Below are 25,716 nucleotides of genomic sequence, written 5' to 3'. Positions count from 1 at the left end.
GACAATGGCCGACGTGAGCAGCGACCAGTCCGAACCCGAGCGGCCCGCGACGGCGCAGGGCGCGCGCGACGCCGACACCCGCACCGGTGCCGAGCGCGGCGTCGCGGCCGAGACCGAGGCCGTCCCGGCCTCGGCAGGCACCGAAGCCGGGGCCGAACGCGACGCCGGCACCAGTGCCGAGGCCGGTGCGACCGAGGAGACTCCGGCCGGTCCGAACCCCAGGCGCCTGCTGGCGCTGGTGTTCGCCATCGCCGCCGTCGCGCTGGGGCTCGACATCGCCACCAAGGTCGCGGTCGTGGCCAATCTGGAGGGCGGCCCGCCGGTGCCGATCCTGGGCGGCGTGGTCTACCTGGACGTCTTCCGCAACCCGGGCGCGGCGTTCTCGCTGGCCACCGGCATGACGTGGCTGCTCGCGCTGCTGGCCATCGTGGTCGTCGGCGTGATCGTCTGGCTGGCCCGCAAGCTGCGCTCGACCGGCTGGGCGATCGGCCTCGGCCTGGTGCTGGGCGGCGCCTGCGGCAACCTCGTCGACCGGTTCTTCCGGGCCCCCGGCCCGATGCAGGGCCACGTCGTGGACTTCATCTCGGTCTTCGCCCCGGGCGGGCAGTACTACCCGGTGTTCAACCTCGCCGACTCGGCGATCGTCTGCGGCGGCGCCCTGGTCGTGCTGCTGTCGCTGCTGGGCCGCGACTACGACGGCACCGTGCACCGGGGCAAGCGGAAGCAGGCGGGGTCGTGAGCGGCCTGCGGACGCTGCCGGTCCCCGACGGGCTCGACGGCATGCGCGTGGACGCCGGGCTGTCCAAGCTGCTCGGGCTCTCGCGCACCATCGTGGCGGGCCTGGCCGAATCCGGTGACGTGGTGCTCGACGGCACGCCCGCGGGCAAGTCCGACCGGCTGGTGGCCGGTGCGTGGCTTGAGGTGACGCTGCCCCCGGCGGAGCAGCCGCTGGAGGTCGTCGCGGTGCCGGTCGAGGGCCTGCGGATCCTGCACCAGGACGACGACATCGTCGTGGTCGACAAGCCCATCGGCGTGGCCGTGCACCCCAGTCCCGGCTGGGAGGGGCCCACGGTGGTCGGCGGCCTGGCCGCGGCCGGCGTGCGGATCGCGACCTCCGGCGCCTCCGAGCGCCAGGGCGTGGTGCACCGGCTCGACGCGGGCACGACCGGCGTGATGGTGGTGGCCAAGAGCGAGCACGCCTACTCGACGCTCAAACGCGCGTTCAAGGAGCGCACCGTCGACAAGCGCTACCACGCGCTGGTGCAGGGCCACCCCGACCCCAGCCGCGGCACGATCGACGCGCCGATCGACCGGCATCCGCGCCACGACTACAAGTTCGCCGTCGTCGCGGGTGGCAAGCCGAGCATCACCCACTACGAGACCGTCGAGGCGTTCCGGGCGGCCTCACTGGTGGACGTCAAGCTGGAGACCGGCCGCACCCACCAGATCCGGGTGCACTTCGCCGCGGTCCGCCACCCCTGCGTCGGAGACCTGACCTACGGCGCGGACCCGGTGCTGGCCCGGCGGGTCGGGCTCAGCAGGCAGTGGCTGCACGCCAGAAGCCTGGGGTTCGAGCACCCGTCCGACGGGCGGTGGGTGAGCTTCGACAGCGACTACCCCGCGGACCTCGCGCACGCCGTCGACGTGCTGCGCGACGCCGACGGCTGACCCGCGCGCCGGAAATGCCGTAGCTTTGGGGGAAACTCTGCAACGCCCGATGACAGGAGATCGCGGTGGCCAGCTCAGGTGATCGCAGGTACGACGCGGAGGCCGACGCGCCGACGCCGCCAGTGGGCCTGCCGTTGGGCGCGGGGGCGGGGCGCGTCGACGACGACGCCAGCACCCCGCCCTCGGGCATCGACCTCTCCGGTGTGATCACCGCCGACGACTACGGCCGCGCGGGCCCGGCCGTGTTCGGTGCACCGGAGCACGTCGAGCGCAACGACGACGCGGGCGACTGGCCGAAGCTGGAGTACCGCAGCCGCAACCGCCCGCAGCGACCCGGCGGCGGCTGGTTCCGCCGCCGGGGCCAGGACTGACGCGGTCGGCTACCGTCCGGCCGCGGATGCCGGTCCGAGGTGGCGCAGCAGCGCCCGTGCCGTGCGCCGCGGGGCGTCCTCGGGCAGGAAGTGGCCGGCTGCTTCGATCGTCTCCCGGCGCGCACCGGGGATCGCGGCTGCCAGCCGGTCACCGGCAGACGGGGCTAGCCACTCGTCGCGCTCGCCCCAGAGCACGAGCGTCGGCGCGGTGATCCGGTCCAGGCGCGCCACGACCTCGCGGGTGTCCTCGCAACTCACCGCGGCGACCTGGTCGATCCAGCGCCCCTGCCCGGCGGCCCCGGCCCACGGCGCCAGGTAGCCGGCGGCGACGTCCTCGGACATCGGCCGGTGGGTCGCCGTGCGCAGACGCGCCGCGACGATGTCTCCGAAGACGTGCTCGGGCATGGTCCGGTAGACCTCGGCGTGGCGCTGCATGTGCTCGGTGAACGTCGTGTTCCACGGCCCGATCACCGCCGCGTCCACCAGCGCCAGCCCGCGGACCGGGACGGCTTCGAGCAGGTGTGCGCGCAGCACGACCCCGCCGCCGATGTCGTGGCCGACCAAGCTCGGCTCGTCGAGTCCCCAGTGCTCCACGAGCTCGGCGAGCGTGCGGGCCTGCCGGGCGATCGACGGCGTCACCCCCGGATCGGCGATGGACTCGCCGAAACCGAGCATGTCCCACACGTGGACGGTGTGGTGGCCGGCCAGCTCCGCCACCACGTCGCGCCACAGGAACGACCACGCCGGGGTGCCGTGGACCAGCACCACCGGCGGCCCTTCGCCCCAGACCCCGGTGGCGACCTCACCGCCCGACACGCGGACCCGCTGCGGCAGTCGCCAGGTCGTGGCCTCCGCGCACGTGCTCATCACACCCACTCCTCGCTAAGGCTTGAACGTCGCTTTATTCGGTTACCTTAGCAGGACGTAAGGGGGCCATGAGTGGTTTATCGGTTACGAACTTCGCCGAAAGTCGGGCCGCTACAGCGCCTTGAGCTCCTCGATGATCTCGCCGACCGAGGACTTCGCGTCGCCGAAGAGCATCGCGGTGCGCGGATCGGCGTAGAGCGGGTTGTCGATCCCGGCGAAGCCGGCCCGCATCGACCGCTTGAGCACGATGACCGTCCTGGCCTGGTCGACGTTGAGCACCGGCATGCCGTAGATCGGTGAGCCCGGGTCGCTGCGGGCGGCGGGGTTGGTGACGTCGTTCGCGCCGATCACCAGCGCCACGTCGGTGCGCGCGAACTGCTCGTTGATCTCGTCCATGTCCTTGAGCCGGTCGTAGGGCACGTCGGCCTCGGCGAGCAGGACGTTCATGTGCCCCGGCATGCGCCCGGCGACCGGGTGGATGGCGTAGTTGACCTCCACCCGCTTGCCCTCCAGCAGCTTCGCCATGTCCTGCACGGTGTGCTGGGCCTGGGCGACGGCCATCCCGTAGCCGGGCACGACGATCACTTGGTCGGCGTAGGCGAGCTGGATCGCCACGTCGGCCGCACTGGTCGCGCGCACGCTGCCGCCGCCCGCGCCGGTCTCGGCGGTGGCCAGGGCTCCGCCGCCGAAGCCACCCGCCACGATCGACGGGATCGAGCGGTTCATCGCTTTGGCCATCTGGTCGGTGAGGATCGAACCGGAGGCACCGACGATCATGCCCGCTACGATCATCGCGGTGTTGTCCAGCGCGAGCCCGGCCGCGGCGGCCGACAGGCCCGTGAAGGCGTTGAGCAGCGACACCACGACCGGCATGTCCGCGCCGCCGATCGGGAGCACGACCGCGACACCGGCCAGCGCGGCGAACACCAGCACCCCGACGACCAGCACCTCGGCGCGCACACCGGTCCCGATCGCGACCGCGCAGCCCACCGCCGCCAGCACCAGCACGACGTTGACCGGGATCTGCGCCCGGCCCAGCGTGACCGGCCTGCCCGGCAGGAGCTCCTGGAGCTTGCCGAAGGCGATCAGCGAGCCCCAGAACGACACCGACCCGACGATCGCGGCGAACAGCGACGCGACCGTCACGTAGGCGGGTTCGCCCGCGAAGCCGCCGGACTCGCGGAACTCCACCCACGCCGTGAGCGCCACCGCGCCGCCGCCGACGCCGTTGAACAGCGCCACCATCTGCGGCATCGCGGTCATCTTCACGCGGCGCGCCGCGGGCACGCCGAGCACCACGCCCGCCGCGATGCCGAGCCCGATCAGCCACCCGTCCTGGAGACCGGGGGTGATCAGCGTCGCTACGACCGCCACGACCATGCCGGCCGCGGCGATCCAGTTGCCGCGCACCGCGGTGCGCGGACCGGTGAGCCCCATCAGGCCGTAGATGAACATGCCGAAGGACGCGATGTAGAGCACCGCCTGCAGCTCGCTCACCGCTCGGTCTCCTTCCCGGCGTCGGACCGGCGCTGCTTGAACATGCCCAGCATCCGGTCGGTGACCAGGAAACCGCCGACCACGTTGATGGTTCCGAACACGATCGCGACCACCGCCAGGGCCCGGCTGAGCGCGCTGTCCACACCGGACCCCAGCACGACCACGCCGCCCAGCAGCACGATGCCGTGGATGGCGTTGGTGCCCGACATCAGCGGCGTGTGCAGCGTGTTGGGGACCTTCGAGATCACCGCGAAGCCGACGAAGCCCGCCAGCACCAGGATCGCCAGATTGGCCAGGAACATCTACGCCTCCTCCTGACGTGTGACGCAGGAGGCCGCCAGCACCTCGTCGCCGAAGTCCGGTGCCAGGCGGCCGTCGGTCACCAGCAGTTCCAGCAGGGCGTGCACGTTCCTGGCGTAGAGCTCGCTGGCGTGCTCGGGCATCGAGGCGGGCAGGTTGAGCGGCGCGGCGATCGTGACGTCGTGGGCGACCACGGTCCGGCCCGGCTCGGACAGCTCGCAGTTGCCGCCGGTCGCACCGGCGAGGTCGACGACCACGCTGCCCGGCCGCATCGCCCGCACCGCGTCGGCCGAGACCAGCCGCGGCGCCGGTTTGCCGGGCACCAGGGCGGTGGTGACCACGATGTCGAAGCCGGCGATCGCCTCGCCGAGCCTGCGTTCCTGCTCGGCGGCCTCGTCGGCGCCCAGCGCGCGGGCGTAGCCGCCCTCACCGGTGGCGTCGATGCCCAGGTCGAGCCACTTGGCGCCGACCGAGCGCACCTGGTCGGCGACCTCGGGACGCACGTCGTAGCCGGTGGTGCGGGCCCCCAGCCGCTTGGCCGTGGCCAGCGCCTGCAACCCGGCGACGCCGACGCCGAGCACCAGCGCCGTCGCGGGTTTCACGGTGCCCGCGGCCGTGGTCAGCATCGGCAGGAACCGGGTCGACTCGCTGGCCGCGAGCAGGACCGCGCGGTATCCGGCGACGTTGGCCTGCGACGACAGGGCGTCCATCGACTGCGCCCGCGAGATGCGGGGGATGGACTCCATCGCGAACGCGGTGACCCCGGCCGCGCGCAGCCGCTCGGTGGTCTCCGGCTCGGTCAGCGGGGCGAGGAAGCCGATGAGGGTGGTCCCGGCTGCGAGCCTGCCGACCTCCTCGGCGGTCGGCGGGTTGACCTTCACCACGACGTCGGCCGACCACGCGTCGCCGATGCTCGCGCCGGCCTCGGTGAACGCCTCGTCGGGGATCAGGGCCCGCTGCCCGGCGCCCGCTTCGACCACGACGTCCAGCCCCAACGCGCGCAGCCGCTCCACGACCCCGGGGACCAGCGCCACCCGGCGCTCACCCACCAGCGACTCACCCGGCACGCCGACGCTGGGCCTGCTGCTCTGCTGTGCCGTCATCGCACCACATCCCGTGCTCATCGCTGGGAGGAACGATCTGTGTCACCCACCAGATGCCCACAGCGGCGGTCGCCGCGCAAGGGCACACGCCCATTCGGCCCCGTCCCCGCCCAGAAGTGTCCGACGAGATCCACTGCTCCGGCGAGAGCCGATCGTGGGTCATCGGCACGGTTGGTCTGCCGGTGACGGGCACCGCCTGCGTTCGCCCGCCGCGGGGCCGTGCCTGCCACCGCCGGACAAGCCTCGGCCGCCCGCGAGCAGGTGGTGTCGGTGAGCCTGCGCTGCGCCGGTCAGGGCTGCCTGCAACGCTCCATCGCCACCGCCCTGCTCTGCCGCGCCCGCGGAACCCGGCCGACCTGGTGCACCGGCGTGCGCACCCAGCCCTTCGCCGCTCACGCCTGGGTCGAAGCCGAAGGCCGGCTCATCGGCGAACCGCACCCGAAAGGCCACTACACGCCGCTGACCGTCCCGCCGACGGCGGCCGGGGCTACAGGTCGGTGATGTCCCAGGTGAGGGTGCGCTGCTCGTCGCCGGGGCGCGGAGTCCAGCGCACCGCGGACAGCTCGGTGCTGTCGGGCAGCACGTAGACGGTGTGACCGCCGGCGGTCTCGCCGGGCGGTACGCCGATGCGGTGCGGCGGCCGGGACGACAGCGACACCGGCGCCTTCGACACCGTCGAGCCGTCCTCGGCGACCAGCACCAGGTAGAGGTCGGGCAGCGAGGTGAACGGCATCGACCCGCGGTTGGTCAGCTCGGTGTGCACGACGACCGCGCGCTCGCCGTCCTGCAGCTGGTAGCCGGCGGCGGTGAACAGGAAGTCCGCCGGGTCGACGACCTCGACGAGCTGGATGGTGATCCGCTCGCCCTCCAGGCCCTCGACGTCGAGCTTGCTGCCGATCTTGCCGGTGCGCTGCGGCGGCTGCTTGTACTGCGCCGCGCCGCGCTGGTCGCCGCGCGCCCACGACGACGAACCCGGAGGTCCCCAGGTGTTCACCGGGTCCGGCGGCGCGGTCTGGGCGGGCACCTGCGGCCCGGCGGGGCCGCCGCCGGGCGCGAACGCCGGCGGTCCCGCGGGCGGCACGAACTGCTGCGGACCGCTCGGTCCGGTCTGCGTCGGGTGCTGGCCGCTGCCGCCGTAGGTCTGGTACGGCCCGCTGGGCTGGCCGTGCACCGGGTAGGACCCGCTCTGCGGGCCGACGGGGTAGGAGCCGCTGTGCGGCTGCGCCGGGTAGGGCCCGCTCTGCGGCTGCTGCACCTGGTAGGGGCCGCTGCTGGCCTGGGCGGCCTGCTGCGTCCACGCCTGCGCGGCGGCCACCGCCTTGCGGATCGCGTTCGGCTCGCACTCCACGCCGACGACCAGCGGCAGCCCCGTGGTGGACAGCGCCGCCAGGCGCGAGGCGACGTCGCGGACGTCCATCCCGAGCCGGCCGGCGATCTCATGCACCGCTGCGCGGCCCGTCTCGGCGACGACGCTGAGCAGACGAACGTCCACGGGATCAGGGGCAGCCACGTCGTGCCACGCTACCCGCTCCGGCCGATCACCGTGCGGAGGGCACTGACTTTCCCCCGCCGGCGCGAGAGCTGTCCTCGAACTCGCGTTGGTGGCGGTGCCGGTGGCGGAACCTCCGGCGTCCTCTGGCTCCGGGACCTTTTTCTCACGTATCACCCATACGCCGCGAAAATCTGTCCTCGCCACAGGACGCCTGCGGCGGTGCCGGTTGCGAGGGCGAGCCAAGCGGCTACGCCGCTTTCAAGATCAAAAGCAGGCTTTGTGGGCCGGACCCGGTCGGCGTGAGAGGCGCCGGACCCCGGGAGCGGGCCCCGCGCCGGACCGCCGGTGTGACGCACCGGAACGGATCCGCGCAACGCCAGGGGACATCGCCGATCCGGTCGGACGCTGGAGTTAGGCTTGCAACCTCCCGCCGGTACCGTTCGCGAAGGAGGCCCCTCCGTGCCCGTCGACCCCTTCGTCCACCTGCACGTGCACACCGAGTACTCGATGCTCGACGGTGCGGCGAAGGTCGGAGCGCTGTTCGCGGAGGCGCAGCGGCTGGAGATGCCCGCGGTCGGCATGACCGACCACGGCAACATGTTCGGCGCCGACGAGTTCTACCAGCAGGCGAAGAAGACCGGCATCAAGCCGATCATCGGCATCGAGGCCTACCTGGCGCCCGGCAGCCGGTTCCACAAGAAGCCGGTGTTCTGGGGCGAGGCCAAGCAGCGCGGCACCGACGAGTACGGCGAGGGCGGCGACGTCTCCGGTGCAGGTGCCTACACCCACATGACGATGCTGGCCCGCAACGCCACCGGGCTGCGCAACCTGTTCACGCTCTCCAGCCGGGCGAGCATGGAGGGCCAGTACCGCAAGCCGCGGATGGACCGCGAGCTGGTCGCCGAGTACGCCGAGGGCATCATCGCCACCACCGGCTGCCCGTCGGGCGAGGTGCAGACCAGGCTGCGCCTGCGCCAGTTCGACGAGGCGATGCAGGCGGCGTCGGACTACAAGGACATCTTCGGCGCGGAGAACTTCTTCCTGGAGCTGATGGACCACGGGCTGCCGATCGAGCGGTCGGTCCGGGAGGGCCTGCTCAAGATCGCCAAGGAGCTCGGCCTCAAGCCGGTGGCCACCAACGACAGCCACTACGTCACCGCCGACCAGGCCGAGTCGCACGGCGCGCTGCTGTGCGTGCAGTCGGGCAAGACCCTCAACGACGAGAGCCGGTTCAAGTTCGACGGCGACGGCTACTACCTGAAGTCCGCCGCCGAGATGCGGGAGTACTGGGACAAGGAGGTCCCCGGTGCCGCCGACAACACGCTGCTGATCGCCGAGCGCGTGGAGTCCTACGAGGACGTCTGGTCGTTCCAGGACCGGATGCCGCGCGTAACCGACGGCAGCGGCAAGACCGAGCGCCAGCTGCTGGAGGCCGAGGTCGAGCAGTACCTGCCGACCCGGTACCCGGAAGGCGCGACCCAGGAGTGCCTGGACCGGATCAAGGTCGAGCTCGACGTGCTCGACACCAAGGGCTACTGCGCGTACTTCCTGGTCGTCGGCGACCTCACCCGGTGGGCCAAGTCGCAGGGCATCCACGTCGGCCCGGGCCGCGGTTCGGCCGCGGGCTCGCTGCTGGCCTACATCCTGCACATCACTAACCTGGACCCGCTGGAGCACGGCCTGATCTTCGAGCGGTTCCTGAACCCGGAGCGCGACTCCCCGCCCGACATCGACCTCGACTTCGACGACCGCCGCCGCGACGAGGTGCTGCAGTACGCGATCGACAAGTACGGGCGGGACAAGGTCGCCCAGGTCATCACCTTCGGCAAGATCAAGACCAAGGCCGCGATCAAGGACTCCGCGCGGGTCCACCACGGCCAGCCCGGCTTCGCCATCGCCGACAAGATCTCCAAGGCGCTGCCGCCGCCGATCGCGGCCAAGGACATCCCGCTGTCGGGCATCGTCGACCCGCAGCACGAGCGCTACGCCGAGGCCGCCGAGGTCCGCAACCTCATCGAGACCGACCCGTCGGTGTCGCAGATCTTCGACACCGCGCGCGGCCTGGAGGGGCTGATCCGCAACGCGGGCGTGCACGCCTGCGCGGTCATCCTCTCGTCGCAGCCGCTGATGGGCACCGTGCCGCTGTGGGCGCGCGACGACGGCTCGATCATCACCGGGTGGGACTACCCGTCGTGCGAGGCCATCGGCCTGCTGAAGATGGACTTCCTGGGGCTTTCCAACCTCACCATCCTCGGCGACGCGCTGAAGATGGTGAAGGCCAACCACGACCGCGAGATCGACCTGTCCAACCTCGGGCTGGACGACGCGAAGACCTACGAGCTGCTGGCGCGCGGTGAGAGCCTGGGAGTGTTCCAGCTCGAAGGTGGCGGCATGCGGGAGCTGCTCAAGCGCATGCAGCCCACCGAGTTCGCCGACATCGTGGCCTGCAACGCGCTGTACCGGCCGGGTCCGATGGAGGTCAACGCCCACAACGACTACGCCGACCGCAAGAACGGCAAGAAGCCGGTCGAGCCGATCCATCCCGACCTGGACGAGCCGCTCAAGGACATCCTGTCCGAGACCTACGGTCTGATCGTCTACCAAGAGCAGATCATGGCCATCGCGCAGAAGGTCGCCGGCTACAGCCTCGGGCGAGCCGACATCCTGCGCCGCGCGATGGGCAAGAAGAAGAAGGAGGTCCTGGACCAGGAGTTCGAGGGCTTCCAGGCGGGCATGCGGGAGCAGGGCTTCCGCGACGAGGCCATCGACAAGCTGTGGGCGACGGTCCTGCCGTTCGCCGGGTACGCGTTCAACAAGTCCCACGCGGCCGGTTACGCCCTCGTGGCGTACTGGACGGCCTACCTCAAGGCCAACTACCCGGCCGAGTACATGGCCGCACTGCTGACCTCCAACGGCGACAACAAGGACAAGATGGCCGTCTACCTGGCGGAGTGCCGCCGGATGGGCGTGAAGGTGCTGTCGCCGGACGTCAACGACTCGCTCAACGACTTCACCGCCGTCGGCTCCGACATCCGCTTCGGGCTCAGCGCCGTCCGCAACGTCGGCTCCAACGTGGTGGCCTCGATCGCCAAGGTGCGCGAGGACAAGGGCCGCTACAGCTCGTTCACCGACTTCCTGGACAAGTCCGAGACGGTGGCCTGCAACAAGCGGGTGATCGAGTCGCTGATCAAGGCGGGTGCCTTCGACTCCCTGGGCCACACCCGGATGTCGCTGGCCCAGCACCACGAGGCGGCGGTGGACGCGGTCATCGGGCTCAAGCGCCAGCAGGCGCTCGGCCAGTTCGACCTGTTCGGCGGCGGGGACGACGCCGGCGGCGAGGAGTCGTCGTCGCCGCTGGCGCACCTGCAGTTCACGCCGGACGAGTGGCCGCGCAAGCAGATGCTCTCCTACGAGCGGGAGATGCTGGGCCTCTACGTCTCGGCCCACCCTCTGGACGGGGCCGAGCGGCTGCTCGCGCCGTACCAGGACACCGGCATCGCCGAGCTCGTCGGCGGCGAGCGCGAGGCGGGCAAGGACCAGGTCAAGATCGCCGGGATGATCTCGGGGATCCAGCGCCGCATCAACAAGAACGGCCACCCGTGGGCGATCGTGACCCTGGAGGACCTCGACGCCAGCGTGGAGGTGCTGTTCTTCCCGAAGTCCTACGAGATGTTCGCCGACTGCCTGGTCGAGGACACCGCGATCGCGGTGAAGGGCCGCATCAACGAGCGCGAGGGCACCATCAGCATCTTCGCCTCCGACGCGGTGCCGGTGGACATCTCGGCGGCCGAGACCGACCCGGGAACCAGCCCCGCGTTCGTGATCAAGGTGCCGGCGAGCAGGGTGGACCGGTCGCTGGTCGCCGAGCTCAAGCGCACCTTGCAGGCGCACTCGGGCACGGTCCCGGTGCACGTGAAGCTGCAGGGGCCGCGCGGGGTCACCCGCCTCGCGCTGTCCAGCGACTACTTCGTGTCGACCGAGAACGGGCTGCAGGGCGAGCTGAAGGGGCTGCTCGGCGCGGGGTGCTTCGAGACGGTGCTGTGAGCCGGCGCGGGGCCGCGAGTCCGCTTCGCGCCCCGCGTCCGCTTCGCCTCCGCGGAAGCTGAGAGTGCTTTCAGCGACCGCGTGACAACCGTCAGTGATATGGGTTAACTGGAGACCGGCCGCCAAAACGCCGAGCTCGGAAGGTTTGCCCATGACCACCGGTGAAGTGCCCGACTTACTGGCTTTCGACGACGCCTTCGCGCAGGACCGGCACAACCGGTACGCGCGGATGCGCGAGGAGCCGGTGCAGCGCATCCGCACGGTGAACGGCCTCGACGCGTGGCTGATCACCCGCTACGAGGACGTCAAGCAGGCGCTGCTGGACCCCAGGATCGCCAAGGACTTCGGGCGCACCCAGCAGATCATCGAGAAGAGGCTGGCCGACGCCGAGCGCAGGCCGGGGTTCTCGCCCGACCTCGGCCCGCACATGCTCAACACCGACCCGCCGGACCACACCCGGTTGCGCAAGCTGGTGGTCAAGGCGTTCACCGCGCGGCGGGTCGAGGGCCTGCGGCCGCGGATCGAGCAGATCACCGACGACCTGCTCGACCGCCTGGCGGGCCGGTCCGAAGTGGATCTGATCGACGAGTTCGCGTTCCCGCTGCCCATCACGGTGATCTCGGAGCTGATGGGCGTGGAGGACTCGCGGCGCGACGACTTCCGGTCGTGGACCAACGTCCTGGTCGACGGGTCGCAGCCGGAGGCGCAGGCCCAGGCGTCGGTGGCGATGGTCGAGTACCTGACCGAGCTGATCGCCAAGAAGCGCACCGAGCCCGGTGACGACCTGCTGACCGCGCTGCTGGAGGCGGTCGAGGACGGCGACCGCCTCAGCGAGGGCGAGCTGATCGCCATGGTGTTCCTGCTGCTGGTCGCCGGGCACGAGACGACGGTCAACCTGATCGGCAACTGCGTGCTGTCGCTGCTGGGCAACCCCGACCAGCTCGCCGCGCTGCGCAACGACCCGTCGCTGCTGCCCGGCGCGATCGAGGAGACCCTGCGCTACGAGAGCCCGGTGGCGAACGGCACGTTCCGGCACACCGCCGAGGCGGTCCGGTTCGGCGACGTGGTGATCCCCGAGGGAGAGCTCGTCTGGGTCGCGCTCGGGGCGGCGAACCGGGACGGTGAGCGCTTCGAGGACCCCGACCGCTTCGACATCACCCGGGAGACCACCGGGCACGTCGCCTTCGGCCACGGCATCCACTTCTGCGTGGGCGCCGCCCTGGCCCGGCTGGAGGCCCAGATCGCCGTCGGCAGGCTCCTGGAGCGCTTCCCGGACCTGCGGATGGCCGCGTCGCCGGACGACCTGCGGTGGCGGTTCAGCGTCCTGATGCGGGGCCTGGAGAAGCTGCCGGTCCGCCCCGGCGCCTGAGTCAGAGGCTGTCTCTGGACTCACCTTGCTTGGCGGTTGCGGTGGCGGAACCTCAGGCGCTCTCGGACTCCGGGATCCTTTTCACCCATACGCGGCGAAAAGGCTGTCCTCGTCAGAGAGCGCCTGAGAACCCGCGGCGGTGCCGGTTGCGGGGATGGGCCAAGCGGCTGCGCCGCTTCAGAAATCAAAGATGGGCTCTCAAGTCCCTCCGGCTCTGAGGTTCCGCCGAGCCGTCGCGCTGACCGCGGTCAGCGCGACGGCGCTCGCCGTCCCGAGCGCAGGCTGAGCATGGCGACCGCCGCGCCGGCCAGCGCGCAGGCGAGTCCGGCCGTCATCGTCGCGCTCTGAGCCTGGGTGAAGGCGAGCCGGGCGGCGTCGGCCAGCGCGGCGCTGGTGCGCTCGTCGGCGAACGACAGGGTCGCGGCGAGCGACGTGCTCGCGTCGTGCGGCACGCCGGTGGGTAGGAAAGCGCGGTAGGCGGTCGAGAGCAGGCCGCCGAGCACCGCCACGCCGAAGGCGATCCCGAGCTGCTGGTGGGTGTCGTTGAGCGCCGAGCCCATCCCGGCGCGGTCGGCGGGCACGGCGCCCAGCGCGGTGCTGGTGGCCGCCGGTCCGGCGAAGCCGGTCCCGAACCCGCAGAGCAGGAGCCCGAACGCGATGTGCGGCTGGCCGCTGTCCGGCCCGAGCGCGGCCAGCACGCCGAACCCGGCGGCGGTGACGGCGAACCCGGTGACGATGCATGCCCGGTAGCCGATCCGGGCAGGTGCCCGGGCTCCCAGCGCCGAGCCCACCACGCTCCCGGCGGCCAGCGGCAGGGCCGCCATCCCGGCCACCACCGCGCTGTGGCCGCGCACCAGTTGCAGGTACTGGCTGAGGACGAACAGCGTGCTGCCGGTGGCCACCGCGATCAGCGCGATGGCCGAGCTCGCCCCGGCGAACCGGCGGTCCCGGTACAGGCCGAAGTCGACCATCGGCGCGCTCGCGCGTCGCTGGCGCACGCCGAACCAGGCCAGCGACACCACAGCCAGTGCCGTGGCGGCGAGCACCGGGGTCGCGAGCGCGCCGCGCTCCGGCACCGCGATCACCGCCCAGACCAGGGCCACCATCCCGGTGGTGACGAGCACCGTGCTCGGCAGGTCGGGCGCGCCCGCGGCCGGATCACGCGACTCGGGCACCAGCCGGACGACGCCTGCCAGCGCCACCGCCACGAAAGGCAGGTTGACCAGGAAGATCCCAGCCCAGCTCCACAGGTCCACCAGCGCGCCGCCCAGCAGCGGCCCCAGCCCGAGGGCCACCGACCCGACCGCCGTCCACGCGGCGAAGGCCTTCGGGCGTTCGTGCGGCGGGAAGACGCGCACCATGATCGCCAGCGTCGCGGGCATCACCAGCGCCGCACCGACTCCCATGGCCGCGCGCATGCCGATCAGCCACCAGACCGACGGGGCCAGCGCGGCGCCCGCCGAGGTCAGGCCGAAGACGACGAGCCCGGCCACCATGACGCGGCGCCGTCCGCACCGGTCGGAGAGCGCGCCGGCGGCGACCAGCAGGCCGCCGCACACCACGACGTAGGAGTCGAGCACGGCCTGCAGCTCGCCCGTCGAGGCGTCGAAGGTCCGCCCGATCTCCGGGATCGCCACGTTGAGGACCGTGTTGTCGATGACGATCACCAGCAGCGCCGCGCACAGCGCCACCAGGATCAGCCATCGCCGAGGGTGCCCCTGGTCGCCGGTCTGCGGCTGAGGCCGCTGTTCCCGTTCTCGCTGCCTTCCGGTCACTCGCGGCCTCCCGGTCCTCGAACGCTGTTCGATCGTGACCATACACTGTATGAGAAATCGATGCCTGTGCGCTCGCGGGTACGCTCCCGCCATGACCGCGAAGTCGAAGACCTCGACGTCCGAGGGTGCTCCCGGTGCGGTGTGGTTCCGCCCGGAGAAGCAGTCGAGGACGAAGCCGCTGCTGACGCAGGACAAGATCGTCTCCGCGGCCGTGGAGCTGCTCGACCGCGACGGCGTGCGGCAGCTCAGCATGCGCAAGCTGGCCGACCGGCTGCAGGCGCACGCGACGAGCCTGTACTGGCACGTGTCGACCAAGGACGACGTCCTGGACCTCGCCCTCGACGCCGTGTTCGGGGAGGTCCGGCTGCCCGTGGAGTCCGGCCCGTCGTGGCGCGACGACATCATCGCCTTCATGGCCGAACTGCGGCGCGTGCTGCTGGACCACCCGTGGGCGGCGGCCCTGGCGAGCACCCGCCCGCTGGCCGGCCCCAACGCCCTGGCGCGCTCGGAGTTCGTCTACGCCGCGCTGGCGGCGGCAGGCTTCGGCCGCGCCGACGTCCTGGCGGCCGGGGCGGCGGTCTCCAACTACGTCATCGGCTCGGTGTCGGCGGAGTCGGTCTGGCGCCACCAGGACGAGGCGGGCACCCGCTCCGCCCTCGCCGAGCACCTGCGCGCCCGCGAGGCCGACTACCCCGCTCTCGCCGGCAACTTCCCGGCTGACGGCGGCGACTGGCAAGCCCACTTCGACCGCGGCGCGCAGTACCTCGTCGCGGGCATGGCCGCGACCGCCGGGCTGGAGTAGGTCGCGGAGGAAGGCTGGGCGCGGCGGGGTCGGAGTCCACTCAGGACGTCGGTGCGGTCTCGGCTTCCGAGCGCTTTTCCCGCACGGCGTCGAGATATTCGGCGATGGCGTCGCGGTTGCGGGTCATGCAGTCGATGCGCCGGGTCATGCGGTCGAGCTCGCGTTGGAGGGTGGCGAGCATCTCCGGTGTCGCGTCGGAGAAGTGGATGACGCGGGGCTTGTCGAGGCAGGGGAGGATCTGCTTGATGATCCGGGTCGGGAGGCCGGAGTCGAGCAGCCCCCTGATCTGCGCGACGCGGTCCACGTTGTACTCGTCGTAGTCGCGGTAGCCGTTCGGCGAACGCGCGGCGACGATCAGGCCCTGCTCCTCGTAGTAGCGCAGCAGCCTGCGCGACGTGCCGGTGCGTTCCGACAGCTCCCCGATGCGCATGTGACCGACCTCGCACGACCCAGACTCGGACCCTCACATTCGTGTGAGGGTCCGAGCGTACCCGGCATGCGATCCGGAACCGCGGTCGCAACGGCCCTGTCGCCGCATCGCGCGCCGGGCGGGGAAGCCGCGCCGGCGCGCGATGCGACGCGCCGGGCGGCTCAGCGCCGCGCGATCACGGTGTAGGGGCCGACCACGCGCTTGGTGAACTCCGGGGAGTCGAACACGGCCGGGTCGAAGTAGACCGAGTAGTCCCGCACGTTGGGCAGCTGCGGGAAGGCGTCGCCCTTCAGCACCACCGACAGCTTCCCGGCGTGCTCGGTGTCCTCTTCGGACGCATTGCGCAGCACGAAGACGTTCGGGGAGGCGAACCGGCTCCGGTGCAGCATCGCCAGCAACTCCTGGGAATCCCGGGCCTGCGACCACCGGTGCACTTCCGCCGCCCGCTCGTCGTAGTCGGCGAGCGGGTTCGCGTAGTGCGGGGTCTCCTGCTGGAAGCCCCAGTACGGCCGGAAGGACATCATCTTGTAGTCGGTGCTCAGCAGGATGTTCTGCTGCGGCGGCCGACCGGTGAGCTGGTCGACGGTCCGGAACACCGCACCGGCCCAGTGCCCGGGCTGCTCCGGGTCGCGGTGGCCCATCGCGTTGTCACCGGTGGGGTAGTAGTCCTCGTAGGCCCGTTCGGTGCCGTCCTTCAGCGCGAGCCCGATCGCGCCCTGCGTCAGCGTGACCGCGCCGAGCAGCCCGACCGCGAAGGCGACCGTGGAGATCCGCAACGCGTACCGGGCGTCGAGCCTGGCGCGCAGGTAGCCGACCAGCTCCAGCAGCCCGAGGACACCGGCTGTGGCCAGCACGACGCCGAGGATCACGTTCAGCCGGAACGCCAGCAGCGTGGTCTTGGCCAGCAGCGCCAGCGTCGAGAGCCCGAACCAGCAGTAGACCGCGATGACCATGGTCAGCATCGCCGCCGCGACCTCGTTGCGGCGGCAGCGCAGCAGCAGCCACACCAGTCCCGCCATGCACAGCACGCCCAGCGTGCTCGCCTCGGTCATCGGCACCGGCAGGAAGGCGCTGTCGCGCGGCAGGTAGTGCTGCGCGGCGCTGCGCGGGTTGTCGAGCAGGAAGTGCGTCGACAGCAGGTACGGCAGCCACACCAGCAGCGCGATGAGCCCGCTGACCACGCCGATCGGCAGCAGTCGCAGGAACAACACGCGCACCGTCGGCCACAGCGGTTGCCCGTGGTGCACCCGGAACGCGCCGATGACCACCGCCATCGTGACGATCAGCAGCACCGCGAACCCGAAGTGCAGGGTGTAGGTGATCGCGGCGAACCCGACGTAGACGCCGACGCAGACCAGCGTCCAGCGGGGTGCCCGGTCCTCGCGGCGCAGCGCGTACCAGGCCAGCACCGCCACCGGGGCCATCCACGCCGCCGACGGCCAGGCGTAGGGCTCCTCGACGCCGTGCAGCATGCCCGCGATCGTGGTGGCCAGCGCGGCCAGCAGTGCCAGCCGCCTGCGCAGCACGATGCTCCACAGCGTGAACGCCACCACGCTGGTCACCGCGACCCACGCCAGCGCGTAGGGCTTGTAGGCCGCCCAGCCCTCCCAGCCGAGCAGGTTGGCGAACCGGCCGCCCAGCCAGAACCAGCCGCCCGGGTAGTACGGGGCGGTGTCGGCGTAGTTCATGTCGGCCAGGCCTGGCGTGCTCGCCATCCGCGTCATGAACTGCATCCGGAACGCGTTGTCCATCGAGGACCCGCCGAAGTAGAAGCGGGTGGACTGCAACGGGATCGCCAGCGCCAGCGTGGTGAACGACGCCAGCGCGACCCAGGTGCCGCCCAGCCGCACCCAGCGCGGCGAACGGCGGTGTCCGAACGCGAGCAGGACGAACAGGACGGTCAGCACCAGCGCGGCGCCCAGCGCGGCGAGCGCTTCGGGTGCGTAGCTCGGCTCGCTGATGCCCAGCCGCACCACCGCGAACTGCAACACCATCGAGACCAGCACCGCCACCACCGACCCCAGCAGGAGTTCCACGACGGTGCTGCGCAAGGGCAGTCGCACCGCCGAGTCCTGCCTCGGCTCGTCGATGGGACTGGGGCCGGTCAGCATCGGACTCGGCAGAATTCCCGCCACTTCGCTGGTCCTTCGGTGGAGGGGACAAGGGGGGCCCGCGCAGGATAGTTGATGTGCGGCCGGGCACTTCCCGCCACCTTCGGGGGATGGCGGGCGCGATCCGCGCCGAGGTCTAGGGTGGCTGTTCAGTACAGCCGCCAGGGAGGTGTCCGGGTGCCCGCAGAAGGACCGGTCGAGTCGCCCGGCACGCGCGCGGAGCCGATGCGGATCGCGCCGAGCGGGCCGGAGGAGCTTTCCGAGTTCGGCTACCCGCAGCCGGTGCCGCGCGTGGTGGTCCGGGCCGACATCCTGCCCGCGGTGAGCGTGCTCTCACTGGTCGCGCTGGTCGGGCTTCCGCTGGGATGGCTGTGGTCGCGGCTGGCGCCGCCGCAGGCGAGCGTGCTCGAGGCGACCGGTGAGCCGGCGCCGCTGATGGTGGTGGAGAGCTACCACCGCTTCGACGCGCTGGCGCTGTTCCTGCTGCTCAACTTCGGCACCGGGCTGCTGGTGGGCGCCGCGCTGTGGATGCTGCGCGGCCGCCGCGGTCCGGTGGTGCTCGTCGGCGCCGTGCTGGGCGCGCTCGTGGCGGGCTGGCTGGCGATGAAGATGGGCGCCTCCTTCGCGGCGGGCCTGCACCCGCTGCCCCCGCAGCCGAGGCCGGGCGACGTGGTCGACGCAGCACCCGAGGTCGCCACCGCGTGGGCGGTCGTGGCCCAGCCGATGGCGATCGCGCTGGCCTACGGCCTGGCGGCGTCCTGGAACGGGCTCGACGACCTCGGCCGCCGACTGCGCTAGCACCGCCCGACGCGCGGCGTCGGGTTCCTCGACTCGCTAGTTCTGCGGTACCTGCGGAGCGCGCGCGAGTTGGGATACCCGCTGATGCGACAGACGCAACGCGTCAGCGATGGCGCGCATGCTCAAGCCAGAGCGCCGCATGGTCTCGATCGTCGCCTGCCGAGCCGCGTCGCGGTTCGCGGTGGCCTCGCTCGCCTGCTGCTCGAACTCCCACAGCCTTTCGATCACGGTCGTGTACTCGTGGTCGCCTTGGACGTAGTGCCAGTCAAGCTGGAAGTCGCCGGGTGCCGCGTCGATCATTCCAGCGATGTAGTCGCGTACTTCCAGGTCGAGATCCGCGAAGTCCTCGACATCGGTGGCGCCGACGCCGTCGATCACCGCGACCCAGAGGTCGTCGTCGCGGGTAACGGTGACTCGGTAGGTGGGGTAGCTCATTTCTCCTCCATCCAGGAGTCGCCGAACAGGTGCTTGAGACTGTCTTCGATGCTCCGCATGACGGTCCAGGACACCTCCCGGTTGTGGCCGGTTATGCCGAAACGGCCGACCTCGTCGCCTTCGCTGTCGCGAATGACGTAGATCTGGTGCGACCCCTTACCCAAGCTGTTGTGTTGCTCCACGGTGAGTTCTTTGGCGCGAGCGGCTTTACGCACCCTGCTCAACACCTGGGCTGGCTTCATCCGTTTGTTCACCACGAGGATAAGTCTAGTGCATTAGACGCGCAAGCGTCTAATGAACTAGACGCGGTGACTCGTGTTGCCCGCTCCGCGGGCCGTCGGTGTCCGCGACCGGGCCGGGAGTGTTCAGGCGCGGACGCTCAGCTGTCGGCCCGCAGGGTGCCCGCCATCTGCTGCAGGGTCTGCACCGGCAGTGCTCCGGGGACCTGCTGGTCGGCGAGGGAGATGAACACCACCGAGGTCTGGCCGTCGCCGTTGGTCGCCATGATGTTGACCTGGACGGTCGGGGAGTCGCACGGGCCGGGCGCCGGGTGGGTCACGGTGGCCACGACCTGCGAGGCGCCCCGGCCGCCGTGGATCTGGATCGGCGTCGGCGGGCTGAACTGCACCTGCGGCGGCTTGCCGTCGACGGTGTAGGCGAGCTGCACCAGCCGCTGCGCGGTCTCGTTGGCCACGGTCGCGTCGTCGGGGCCCTTGCGCGCGGTGACACCGGCGATGGCGCGGAAGCTGCCCGGGTCCGACGGGCAGAAGCCAGGCTGGTAGATCGAGACGCCGCTCATGGTGACCGGCTCGTCGAGCGAGCCGAAGCCGTGGGTGTTGTCGGGGTTGTCGACCCACCACTCCAGCGGCGCGTCGTAGTACGCGGTGCGCCGGGGCACGTGCACCGCCTGCCAGCCCGGGACCACCGGCGGGACGTTCGCCTTGGGTTCGGAGGTCGGCGCCGCGCTGGTGCTGGCGGGAGTCTTGGGCCGGGTGGTCGACGGCGACGGCGGCAGCGGGCCGGCCTCGTCGCTGGAACCGGCGTTGCCGACCAGCACGACGACGGTGGTCGCGATGGCGATCACCGCGACGGCCGCGATGGCGATCGCCGCGATCACCGGGCCGCGGCCCCGCCCCTCCTGCTGCGCCTGCGCGGGGCCGGGCGGGGGCGGGTAGGCCCCGAACTGCTGCTGGGGCGGCGGCTGCTGCTGGTTGAACGCGCCGAAGCCCTGGTAGGACGAGCCCTGCGGCTGTCCGCCCTGGTACTGGCCGCCCTGGCCGCCCTGCGGCTGTCCGCCGCCGGGAAACTGCGGGTTGCCCTGGTACTGGGGGCCGCCCTGGGGCTGCGGAGCTCCCGTGATCGGGTCGTAGTACTGCGGTTGCCCGTACGGGTGCGGGCCCCAGTTCCCGGAGCCGCCAGGTGTCGACATGGGCGTGATCCTATCGAGTGACCTCGTCAGTTCACGCTCGTGTGCGCGGCGAACTCGGCCAGCGGGGCGGGGACCGCCCGCAGCTCGCGCAGGAACTCGGCCTCGCGCAGCATCAGCCTGCGGACCAGTCGCAGCCGCGCGAGCGGATCGGTCTCGGCCAGCAGCGCCTGCCGGTCCTCGGTGCTGAGCACGCAGTCCTCGGCCAGCGCGTAGGAGAGCTCGTCGACGGCGGTGCCGTCGTCGGGCGCCTCGTAGCTGTCACCGCGCAGCCCGGTGCCGTGGTAGCGCTCGTGCGCCGAGCGCGCCGAGGCGGCCAGCCGGTCGCGCAGGTCCTCGGAGTCCTCCTCGGGCTCGACGTCGGGCAGCCACTGCACCCGGGCCATCAGGTACGGCGCGGCCTCGCGGTCGATCTGCAGCAGCCGGAAGCGCTGCTCACCACTGGCGGTGATGTCGTAGCGCCCCTCCGGGAGCTGGCGGACGTCGCGCAGCACCGCCGAGCAGCCCACGTCGTACATCGAGTCGACGTTGTCCTCGCCGACCTCCCAGCCCTGCCGGATCGCCACCACCCCGAATCGCCGGTCCGGCACCACCTCGTTGAGCAGGTCCATCGTGAGCTGCCGGTATCGCGGTTCGAAGACGTGCAGGGGCAGGGACGCGCCGGGCAGCAGGACGGTGCTGAGCGGGAAGAGCGGGAGCGTGTCCATCACGGTCCAAACTTACGACGGACCGATCAGTCGTGGCCACCGATGAGTGCACGGCCGGCCGGCGCAAGGGTGCGCGCGGTGAGGCGGCGAGGCGCGGGCGCTAGTCCTGCGAGGGCGGGCGGAAGACCGCGAACGGGTCGGTCACCTGCAGGTCCCGGCTGGTGAACCGGAACAGCGCGGGCGGCCGCCCGCCGGTGGGGCCCGCCGAGACGGTGCGGCCGGTGGGTTCGAGCACTCCGCGCCGGGACAGCACGCGCTGCAGGTTGGTCGCCGAGACCTGGTAGCCGAGCGCGGCGGAGTAGATGCGCCGCAGCTCCGAGATCGTGAACTCGGCGGGTGCCAGCGCGAAGCCGATGTTGGTGTAGGAGAGCTTGGCGTGCAGCCGGTCGCGCGCGGCGAGCACGATCCGCTCGTGGTCGAAGGCCGTGCCGGGCAGCGCCGAGACGGAGTGCCAGCGGGTGTCGTCCGGGACCTCGGGGTCGACGTCGGCGGGCACCAGGCCGAGGAACGCGGTGGCCACCACCCGCTGCCCCGGGAAGCGGTCCGGGGCGCTGAACACGGCGAGCTGTTCGACGTGGGTGAGCTTGTGCACGTCGACCTTCTCGGCGAGCTGGCGGCGGATGGAGGTCTCGACGTCCTCGGTGGCGGCCAGCCGCCCGCCGGGCAGCGACCATCGGTCGAGGTGCGGCTCCTGGGCGCGCTGCCACAGCAGGACCTGCAGGTCGCCGTCGTGCGCCCGGAGCACCCCGGCCAGCACCTCGTGACCTGCGTCCTGGTCGGGGTGACCCGTTCGGGTGTTACGATGTGGCACGTTTTCGATTCTAAGGCGAAAACCCCGGGAGGGTGATCCCGGGGTCGATCGGGGCTACTCGGGAGCAGTGTTCGCCGGGGCACCGGTGAGGAGGACGACATGGTGGCGACCGGAGACGTGCTTGCCGGGCGCGGCAGCCCGCGGCGGACCGACGACGGCTACGTCGGCGTGGCCGCGGACGCCGACTGGGCACGGGAGGTCCGCAGGCTGGCCGACGAGCGCGGGGCGGTGCTGCTCGCGCACAACTACCAGCTCCCGGAGATCCAGGACATCGCCGACCACACCGGCGACTCGCTGGCGCTGAGCCGGATCGCCGCCGAGAGCGACGCCGGCACCATCGTCTTCTGCGGCGTGCACTTCATGGCCGAGAGCGCCAAGATCCTCAGCCCGGACAAGACGGTGCTCATCCCCGACGAGCGGGCGGGCTGCTCGCTGGCCGACTCCATCACCGCCGCGCAGTTACGCGAGTGGAAGGCCCAGCACCCGGACGCCGTCGTGGTGTCCTACGTCAACACCACCGCCGAGGTGAAGGCGGAGACCGACATCTGCTGCACCTCCTCCAACGCCGTCGACGTGGTCGACTCGATCCCCGCCGACCGCGAGGTCCTGTTCTGCCCGGACCAGTTCCTCGGCGCGCACGTCAAGCGCGAGACCGGCCGCGAGAACCTGCACATCTGGGCCGGTGAGTGCCACGTGCACGCCGGCATCAACGGTCCCGAGCTGGCCGAGCGCGCGGCGGCGTCCCCGGACGCGGACCTGTTCATCCACCCCGAGTGCGGCTGTGCGACCTCCGCGCTGTACCTGGCGGGGGAGGGCACGCTGCCCAAGGACAAGGTGAAGATCCTGTCCACCGGCGGGATGCTCGACGCCGCCCGCGAGACCGGAGCGACCTCGGTGCTGGTGGCCACCGAGGTCGGGATGCTGCACCAGCTTCGCCGGGCCGCCCCCGAGATCGACTTCCGCGCCGTCAACGACCGCGCGTCCTGCCGCTACATGAAGATGATCACCCCGGCCGCCCTGCTGCGCTGCCTGCGCGAGGGCGCCGACGAGGTGCACGTCCCCGCCGACATCGCCGAGCGCGCCCGCGGCTCGGTCGAGCGGATGATCGCCATCGGCAAGCCCGGAGGCGGCGAATGACGTGGGAGTCCGGTGCCGACCTTGTCGTGGTCGGCACCGGCGTCGCGGGGCTGACCGCCGCGCTGCGCGCCCGCGAGCTGGGGCTGCGCGTGCTGGTGGTGACCAAGGACGCCGCGGGCGCGGGCAACACGTCGTGGGCGCAGGGCGGGGTCGCCGTGGTCCGCCCCGGCGAGCACGATCCCGCCGACAGCGTCCGCAGCCACGTCGAGGACACGATGACCGCGGGCGCGGGGCTGTGCTCGCGGACGGCGGTGCGCTCGATCCTGTCGGCGGGCGCGGGGGCGATCGAGCGTCTGCGCGAGATCGGCGCGCTGTTCGACACCGGTGCCGACGGTGCCCTGGCACGAGCACGGGAGGGCGGTCACAGCGCGTTCCGGGTGATCCACGCCGGAGGTGACGCGACCGGTGCCGAGGTGCAGCGGGCGTTGTCGAGCGCGGCGCGCGACGGCGGAATTCCGGTGCTGGAGCGGCATTGCGTGGTCGACGTGGCGCGCGACGAGCGCGGTGCGGTCGCCGGTGTGCTGGCGCTGGACGCCGAGGGCCGCCCCGGATTCGTGCACGCGCCCACCGTCCTGCTGGCCACCGGCGGTCTCGGCCAGATCTACGCCGCGACCACCAATCCCGAGGTCGCCACGGCCGACGGGGTCGCGCTGGCGCTGCGGGCAGGTGCGGTCGTCGCGGACCTGGAGTTCGTGCAGTTCCACCCGACCGTGCTCTACACACCTGGCGGCGCGCGCGGGCGTCGACCGCTGGTCACCGAGGCGGTCCGGGGCGAGGGCGCGGTGCTCGTCGACGTCGAGGGCCGCCGCGTCATGGCAGGGGAGCACCCGCTGGAGGACCTCGCCCCGCGCGACGTGGTGTCGGCGGCGATCAACCGCCGGGCCGCCGAGACCGGCGCCGGGCACGTCTACCTCGACGCCACCGGCATCGGCGGCTTCGCCGACCGCTTCCCGACGGTGTTCGCGGCGTGCCGCGCGGCCGGGGTGGACCCGACGCGCGAGCCGATCCCGGTGACCAGCGCCGCGCACTACGCGTGCGGCGGTGTGGTGACCGGTGTGGACGGACGGACCACGGTGCCCGGCCTGTACGCGGCGGGCGAGGTCGCCTGCACCGGCCTGCACGGGGCGAACCGGCTGGCGTCCAACAGCCTGCTGGAAGGGCTGGTCGTCGGCGCACGCGCCGCCGAGGCGGCGGCGAAGGACGCGCGTTGCGGGCTGCGCAGCCGCAAACCGGTGTCCGAACTGGCGCTGCCGTCAGCCGCGGTGGTCGACCGCGACCTCCTCCAGCGGACCATGAGCCGCAGCGCCGGGATCGGGCGAGAGGCCCAGGAGCTGTCGGAGGCGGCGACGATGCTCGACCGCGCGGGCGCGGTGCGCGCGCTCGACAGCAGGCAGGCCGTGGAGGACTCCGCGCTGGCGCTGACCGCGCAGGCGTTGCTGCTGGCGGCGCAGACGCGCAACGAGTCGCGCGGCTGCCACCGCCGCACCGACTACCCCGAGGTCGACGACACCCGCTGGCGGCGCAGCATCGCGCTGCGCCTGGACGCGTCGGGCTGGCTGATCCGCACCGAGCCCGAACTCGTGGGAGGAGTGGCATGACGACCATCGCCGGTCTGGAACCCGACGAGGCGAAGGCGCTGGTGCGCACCGCCCTGACCGAGGACCTGCGTTACGGCCCGGACGCGACCACGGAGGCGACGGTGCCCGCCGACGCCGTCGCCGAGGCCGCGTTCAACACCCGCCGCGCGGGTGTCGTGGCGGGTCTGCCGCTGGTGCGGGTGGTGCTCGACGAGGTCCTCGGTGACTACGAGGTACTGGCGTCGCGCAGCGACGGCGACCGGCTCGCGGCGGGCGACTGCGCGCTGAGGGTTCGTGCGCGGGTGGGCGGGCTGCTCACCGCGGAGCGCACGGCGCTGAACCTGCTGTGCCACCTGTCCGGTATAGCCACCGCGACTTCGGAGTGGGTCTCGGCGGTGGAGGGTACCGGCTGCCGCATCCGGGACAGCCGCAAGACGCTGCCCGGCCTGCGGTTGCCGCAGAAGTACGCCGTGCGCTGCGGCGGCGGCACCAACCACCGGCTGGGTCTCGGCGACGCCGTCCTCATCAAGGACAACCACGTGGTGGCGGCCGGCTCGGTCGTCGCGGCGGTGCGCGCTTGCCGCGCCCACGCCCCCGGGCTGCCGATGGAGGTCGAGGTGTCCACGTTGGACGAGCTCGACGCGGTGCTGGCCGAGGACGTGGAACTGGTGCTGCTGGACAACTTCACCCCGCAGCAGTGCGCCGAGGCGGTCCGCCGCGCGGCGGCGGTGTCGCCGGCCACGGAGCTGGAGGCGTCCGGCGGCCTCACCCTCGACGTGGCCCGCGCCTACGCCGAGACCGGCGTGCACTACCTCGCCGTCGGCGGCCTGACCCACTCGTCCCCGGCCCTGGACCTCGGCCTGGACATGTGAGGGCGAGCCGGCCTCACCGCAGGTATCGCCGGTTCAGGCCGTGAGTCTTCCGGTTCGCTCGGGCAGCCGAAAAGACTCACGCCACCACGGCGGTCGACGGTGAGGCGGCAGCAGGTCGGAGAGA

General features: G+C 71.9%; 23 protein-coding genes and 1 pseudogene. 11 read left to right on the top strand and 13 right to left on the bottom strand.

What is annotated here, in order from left to right; all coding sequences use genetic code 11:
- Positions 1-4 precede the first annotated feature (4 nt).
- The 3 genes from lspA to SACE_RS27900 all read left to right on the top strand — a co-directional run bounded on the left by lspA (position 5) and on the right by SACE_RS27900 (position 2,039).
- Positions 5-739 (top strand): signal peptidase II, encoded by a 735-nt coding sequence (lspA, locus tag SACE_RS27910; protein WP_009943172.1) that lies wholly within the window; start codon positions 5-7, stop codon positions 737-739.
- A gap of 41 nt (positions 740-780) precedes the next feature.
- Positions 781-1,668: an RluA family pseudouridine synthase gene (locus SACE_RS27905; RefSeq protein WP_044548029.1), complete on the top strand. Its 888-nt coding sequence runs from the start codon at positions 781-783 to the stop codon at positions 1,666-1,668.
- Between the two features lie 65 nt (positions 1,669-1,733).
- On the top strand, positions 1,734-2,039 hold the full coding sequence (locus tag SACE_RS27900; protein ID WP_009943174.1) for a hypothetical protein: 306 nt from the start codon (positions 1,734-1,736) through the stop codon (positions 2,037-2,039).
- Positions 2,040-2,048: 9 nt separating this feature from the next.
- Here the strand turns inward: SACE_RS27900 and SACE_RS27895 are convergent, their stop codons facing one another.
- From SACE_RS27895 to SACE_RS27880, 4 genes are all read right to left on the bottom strand, one after another.
- Positions 2,049-2,906 (bottom strand): alpha/beta fold hydrolase, encoded by an 858-nt coding sequence (locus SACE_RS27895; RefSeq protein WP_009943175.1) that lies wholly within the window; start codon positions 2,904-2,906, stop codon positions 2,049-2,051.
- Positions 2,907-3,017: 111 nt separating this feature from the next.
- Positions 3,018-4,403, bottom strand: coding sequence for an NAD(P)(+) transhydrogenase (Re/Si-specific) subunit beta (locus SACE_RS27890; protein ID WP_009943176.1), 1,386 nt, complete (start codon positions 4,401-4,403; stop codon positions 3,018-3,020).
- Positions 4,400-4,705 (bottom strand): NAD(P) transhydrogenase subunit alpha part 2, encoded by a 306-nt coding sequence (locus SACE_RS27885; RefSeq protein ID WP_009943177.1) that lies wholly within the window; start codon positions 4,703-4,705, stop codon positions 4,400-4,402. Before SACE_RS27885 ends, SACE_RS27890 begins: the two co-directional genes overlap by 4 nt.
- The gene (locus SACE_RS27880; RefSeq protein ID WP_009943178.1) at positions 4,706-5,806 is read right to left on the bottom strand and encodes a Re/Si-specific NAD(P)(+) transhydrogenase subunit alpha; all 1,101 of its coding nucleotides are present in this window, start codon (positions 5,804-5,806) and stop codon (positions 4,706-4,708) included.
- 216 nt (positions 5,807-6,022) lie between these two features.
- Between SACE_RS27880 and SACE_RS27875 the strand changes: the two are divergent.
- Positions 6,023-6,307 (top strand): annotated as a pseudogene (locus SACE_RS27875) (lasso peptide biosynthesis B2 protein); the annotation flags it as partial.
- On the opposite strand, the gene SACE_RS27870 reads toward SACE_RS27875, so the two are convergent.
- Entirely contained in the window at positions 6,294-7,316 is a 1,023-nt protein-coding gene (locus tag SACE_RS27870; RefSeq protein WP_011874846.1) for an AsnC family protein, read from the bottom strand. The pseudogene SACE_RS27875 and the gene SACE_RS27870 sit on opposite strands and share 14 nt — an antisense overlap.
- Before the next feature lie 441 nt (positions 7,317-7,757).
- Between SACE_RS27870 and dnaE the strand changes: the two genes are divergently transcribed.
- Positions 7,758-11,342 carry a DNA polymerase III subunit alpha gene (gene dnaE, locus SACE_RS27865; RefSeq protein ID WP_009943181.1) on the top strand — a complete coding sequence of 1,195 codons (3,585 nt, stop codon included), beginning with the start codon at positions 7,758-7,760 and terminating at the stop codon, positions 11,340-11,342.
- 151 nt (positions 11,343-11,493) lie between these two features.
- The gene (locus tag SACE_RS27860) at positions 11,494-12,711 is read left to right on the top strand and encodes a cytochrome P450 family protein (RefSeq protein WP_009943182.1); all 1,218 of its coding nucleotides are present in this window, start codon (positions 11,494-11,496) and stop codon (positions 12,709-12,711) included.
- Between the two features lie 248 nt (positions 12,712-12,959).
- On the opposite strand, the gene SACE_RS27855 is transcribed toward SACE_RS27860, so the two are convergent.
- The gene (locus SACE_RS27855) at positions 12,960-14,486 is read right to left on the bottom strand and encodes an MFS transporter (protein ID WP_009943184.1); all 1,527 of its coding nucleotides are present in this window, start codon (positions 14,484-14,486) and stop codon (positions 12,960-12,962) included.
- A gap of 91 nt (positions 14,487-14,577) precedes the next feature.
- On the opposite strand from SACE_RS27855, the gene SACE_RS27850 reads away from it, so the two are divergent.
- A complete protein-coding gene (locus SACE_RS27850; RefSeq protein WP_009943186.1) occupies positions 14,578-15,288 on the top strand; it encodes an SACE_5812 family transcriptional regulator in 711 nt (236 codons plus the stop codon).
- Between the two features lie 40 nt (positions 15,289-15,328).
- On the opposite strand, the gene SACE_RS27845 is transcribed toward SACE_RS27850, so the two are convergent.
- Positions 15,329-15,718 carry a MerR family transcriptional regulator gene (locus SACE_RS27845; protein WP_009943187.1) on the bottom strand — a complete coding sequence of 130 codons (390 nt, stop codon included), beginning with the start codon at positions 15,716-15,718 and terminating at the stop codon, positions 15,329-15,331.
- A gap of 161 nt (positions 15,719-15,879) precedes the next feature.
- A complete protein-coding gene (locus tag SACE_RS27840; RefSeq protein WP_231849813.1) occupies positions 15,880-17,853 on the bottom strand; it encodes a galactan 5-O-arabinofuranosyltransferase in 1,974 nt (657 codons plus the stop codon).
- A gap of 153 nt (positions 17,854-18,006) precedes the next feature.
- On the opposite strand from SACE_RS27840, the gene SACE_RS27835 reads away from it, so the two are divergent.
- Positions 18,007-18,627, top strand: a complete 621-nt coding sequence (locus SACE_RS27835) for a DUF2567 domain-containing protein (RefSeq protein WP_009943189.1) — start codon at positions 18,007-18,009, stop codon at positions 18,625-18,627.
- A gap of 36 nt (positions 18,628-18,663) precedes the next feature.
- Here the strand turns inward: SACE_RS27835 and SACE_RS27830 are convergent, their stop codons facing one another.
- From SACE_RS27830 to SACE_RS27810, 5 genes are all read right to left on the bottom strand, one after another.
- Entirely contained in the window at positions 18,664-19,062 is a 399-nt protein-coding gene (locus tag SACE_RS27830; RefSeq protein WP_009943190.1) for a hypothetical protein, read from the bottom strand.
- The gene (locus SACE_RS27825; protein ID WP_029621409.1) at positions 19,059-19,319 is read right to left on the bottom strand and encodes a hypothetical protein; all 261 of its coding nucleotides are present in this window, start codon (positions 19,317-19,319) and stop codon (positions 19,059-19,061) included. The genes SACE_RS27830 and SACE_RS27825 overlap by 4 nt, the downstream gene beginning before the upstream one ends.
- A gap of 122 nt (positions 19,320-19,441) precedes the next feature.
- Positions 19,442-20,491 (bottom strand): DUF8017 domain-containing protein, encoded by a 1,050-nt coding sequence (locus SACE_RS27820; protein WP_009943194.1) that lies wholly within the window; start codon positions 20,489-20,491, stop codon positions 19,442-19,444.
- 26 nt (positions 20,492-20,517) lie between these two features.
- The gene (locus SACE_RS27815; RefSeq protein ID WP_011874844.1) at positions 20,518-21,195 is read right to left on the bottom strand and encodes an LON peptidase substrate-binding domain-containing protein; all 678 of its coding nucleotides are present in this window, start codon (positions 21,193-21,195) and stop codon (positions 20,518-20,520) included.
- A 100-nt stretch (positions 21,196-21,295) separates the two neighbouring features.
- Positions 21,296-21,952 carry an NUDIX hydrolase gene (locus SACE_RS27810; protein WP_009943197.1) on the bottom strand — a complete coding sequence of 219 codons (657 nt, stop codon included), beginning with the start codon at positions 21,950-21,952 and terminating at the stop codon, positions 21,296-21,298.
- Positions 21,953-22,105: 153 nt separating this feature from the next.
- On the opposite strand from SACE_RS27810, the gene nadA reads away from it, so the two are divergent.
- Genes nadA through nadC form a run of 3 tightly spaced genes read left to right on the top strand, consistent with a single transcriptional unit; the run spans position 22,106 to position 25,592 of the window.
- Positions 22,106-23,143, top strand: coding sequence for a quinolinate synthase NadA (gene nadA, locus SACE_RS27805; RefSeq protein WP_009943198.1), 1,038 nt, complete (start codon positions 22,106-22,108; stop codon positions 23,141-23,143).
- Positions 23,140-24,741 (top strand): L-aspartate oxidase, encoded by a 1,602-nt coding sequence (locus SACE_RS27800; RefSeq protein WP_009943200.1) that lies wholly within the window; start codon positions 23,140-23,142, stop codon positions 24,739-24,741. The genes nadA and SACE_RS27800 overlap by 4 nt, the downstream gene beginning before the upstream one ends.
- A complete protein-coding gene (gene nadC, locus SACE_RS27795) occupies positions 24,738-25,592 on the top strand; it encodes a carboxylating nicotinate-nucleotide diphosphorylase (RefSeq protein ID WP_009943201.1) in 855 nt (284 codons plus the stop codon). Before SACE_RS27800 ends, nadC begins: the two co-directional genes overlap by 4 nt.
- The last annotated feature ends 124 nt before the right edge of the window (positions 25,593-25,716 follow it).

The sequence above is a fragment of the Saccharopolyspora erythraea NRRL 2338 genome (genome assembly GCF_000062885.1).
Taxonomy (GTDB): domain Bacteria; phylum Actinomycetota; class Actinomycetes; order Mycobacteriales; family Pseudonocardiaceae; genus Saccharopolyspora_D; species Saccharopolyspora_D erythraea.
This window is presented reverse-complemented; position numbering and strand designations above follow the sequence as displayed.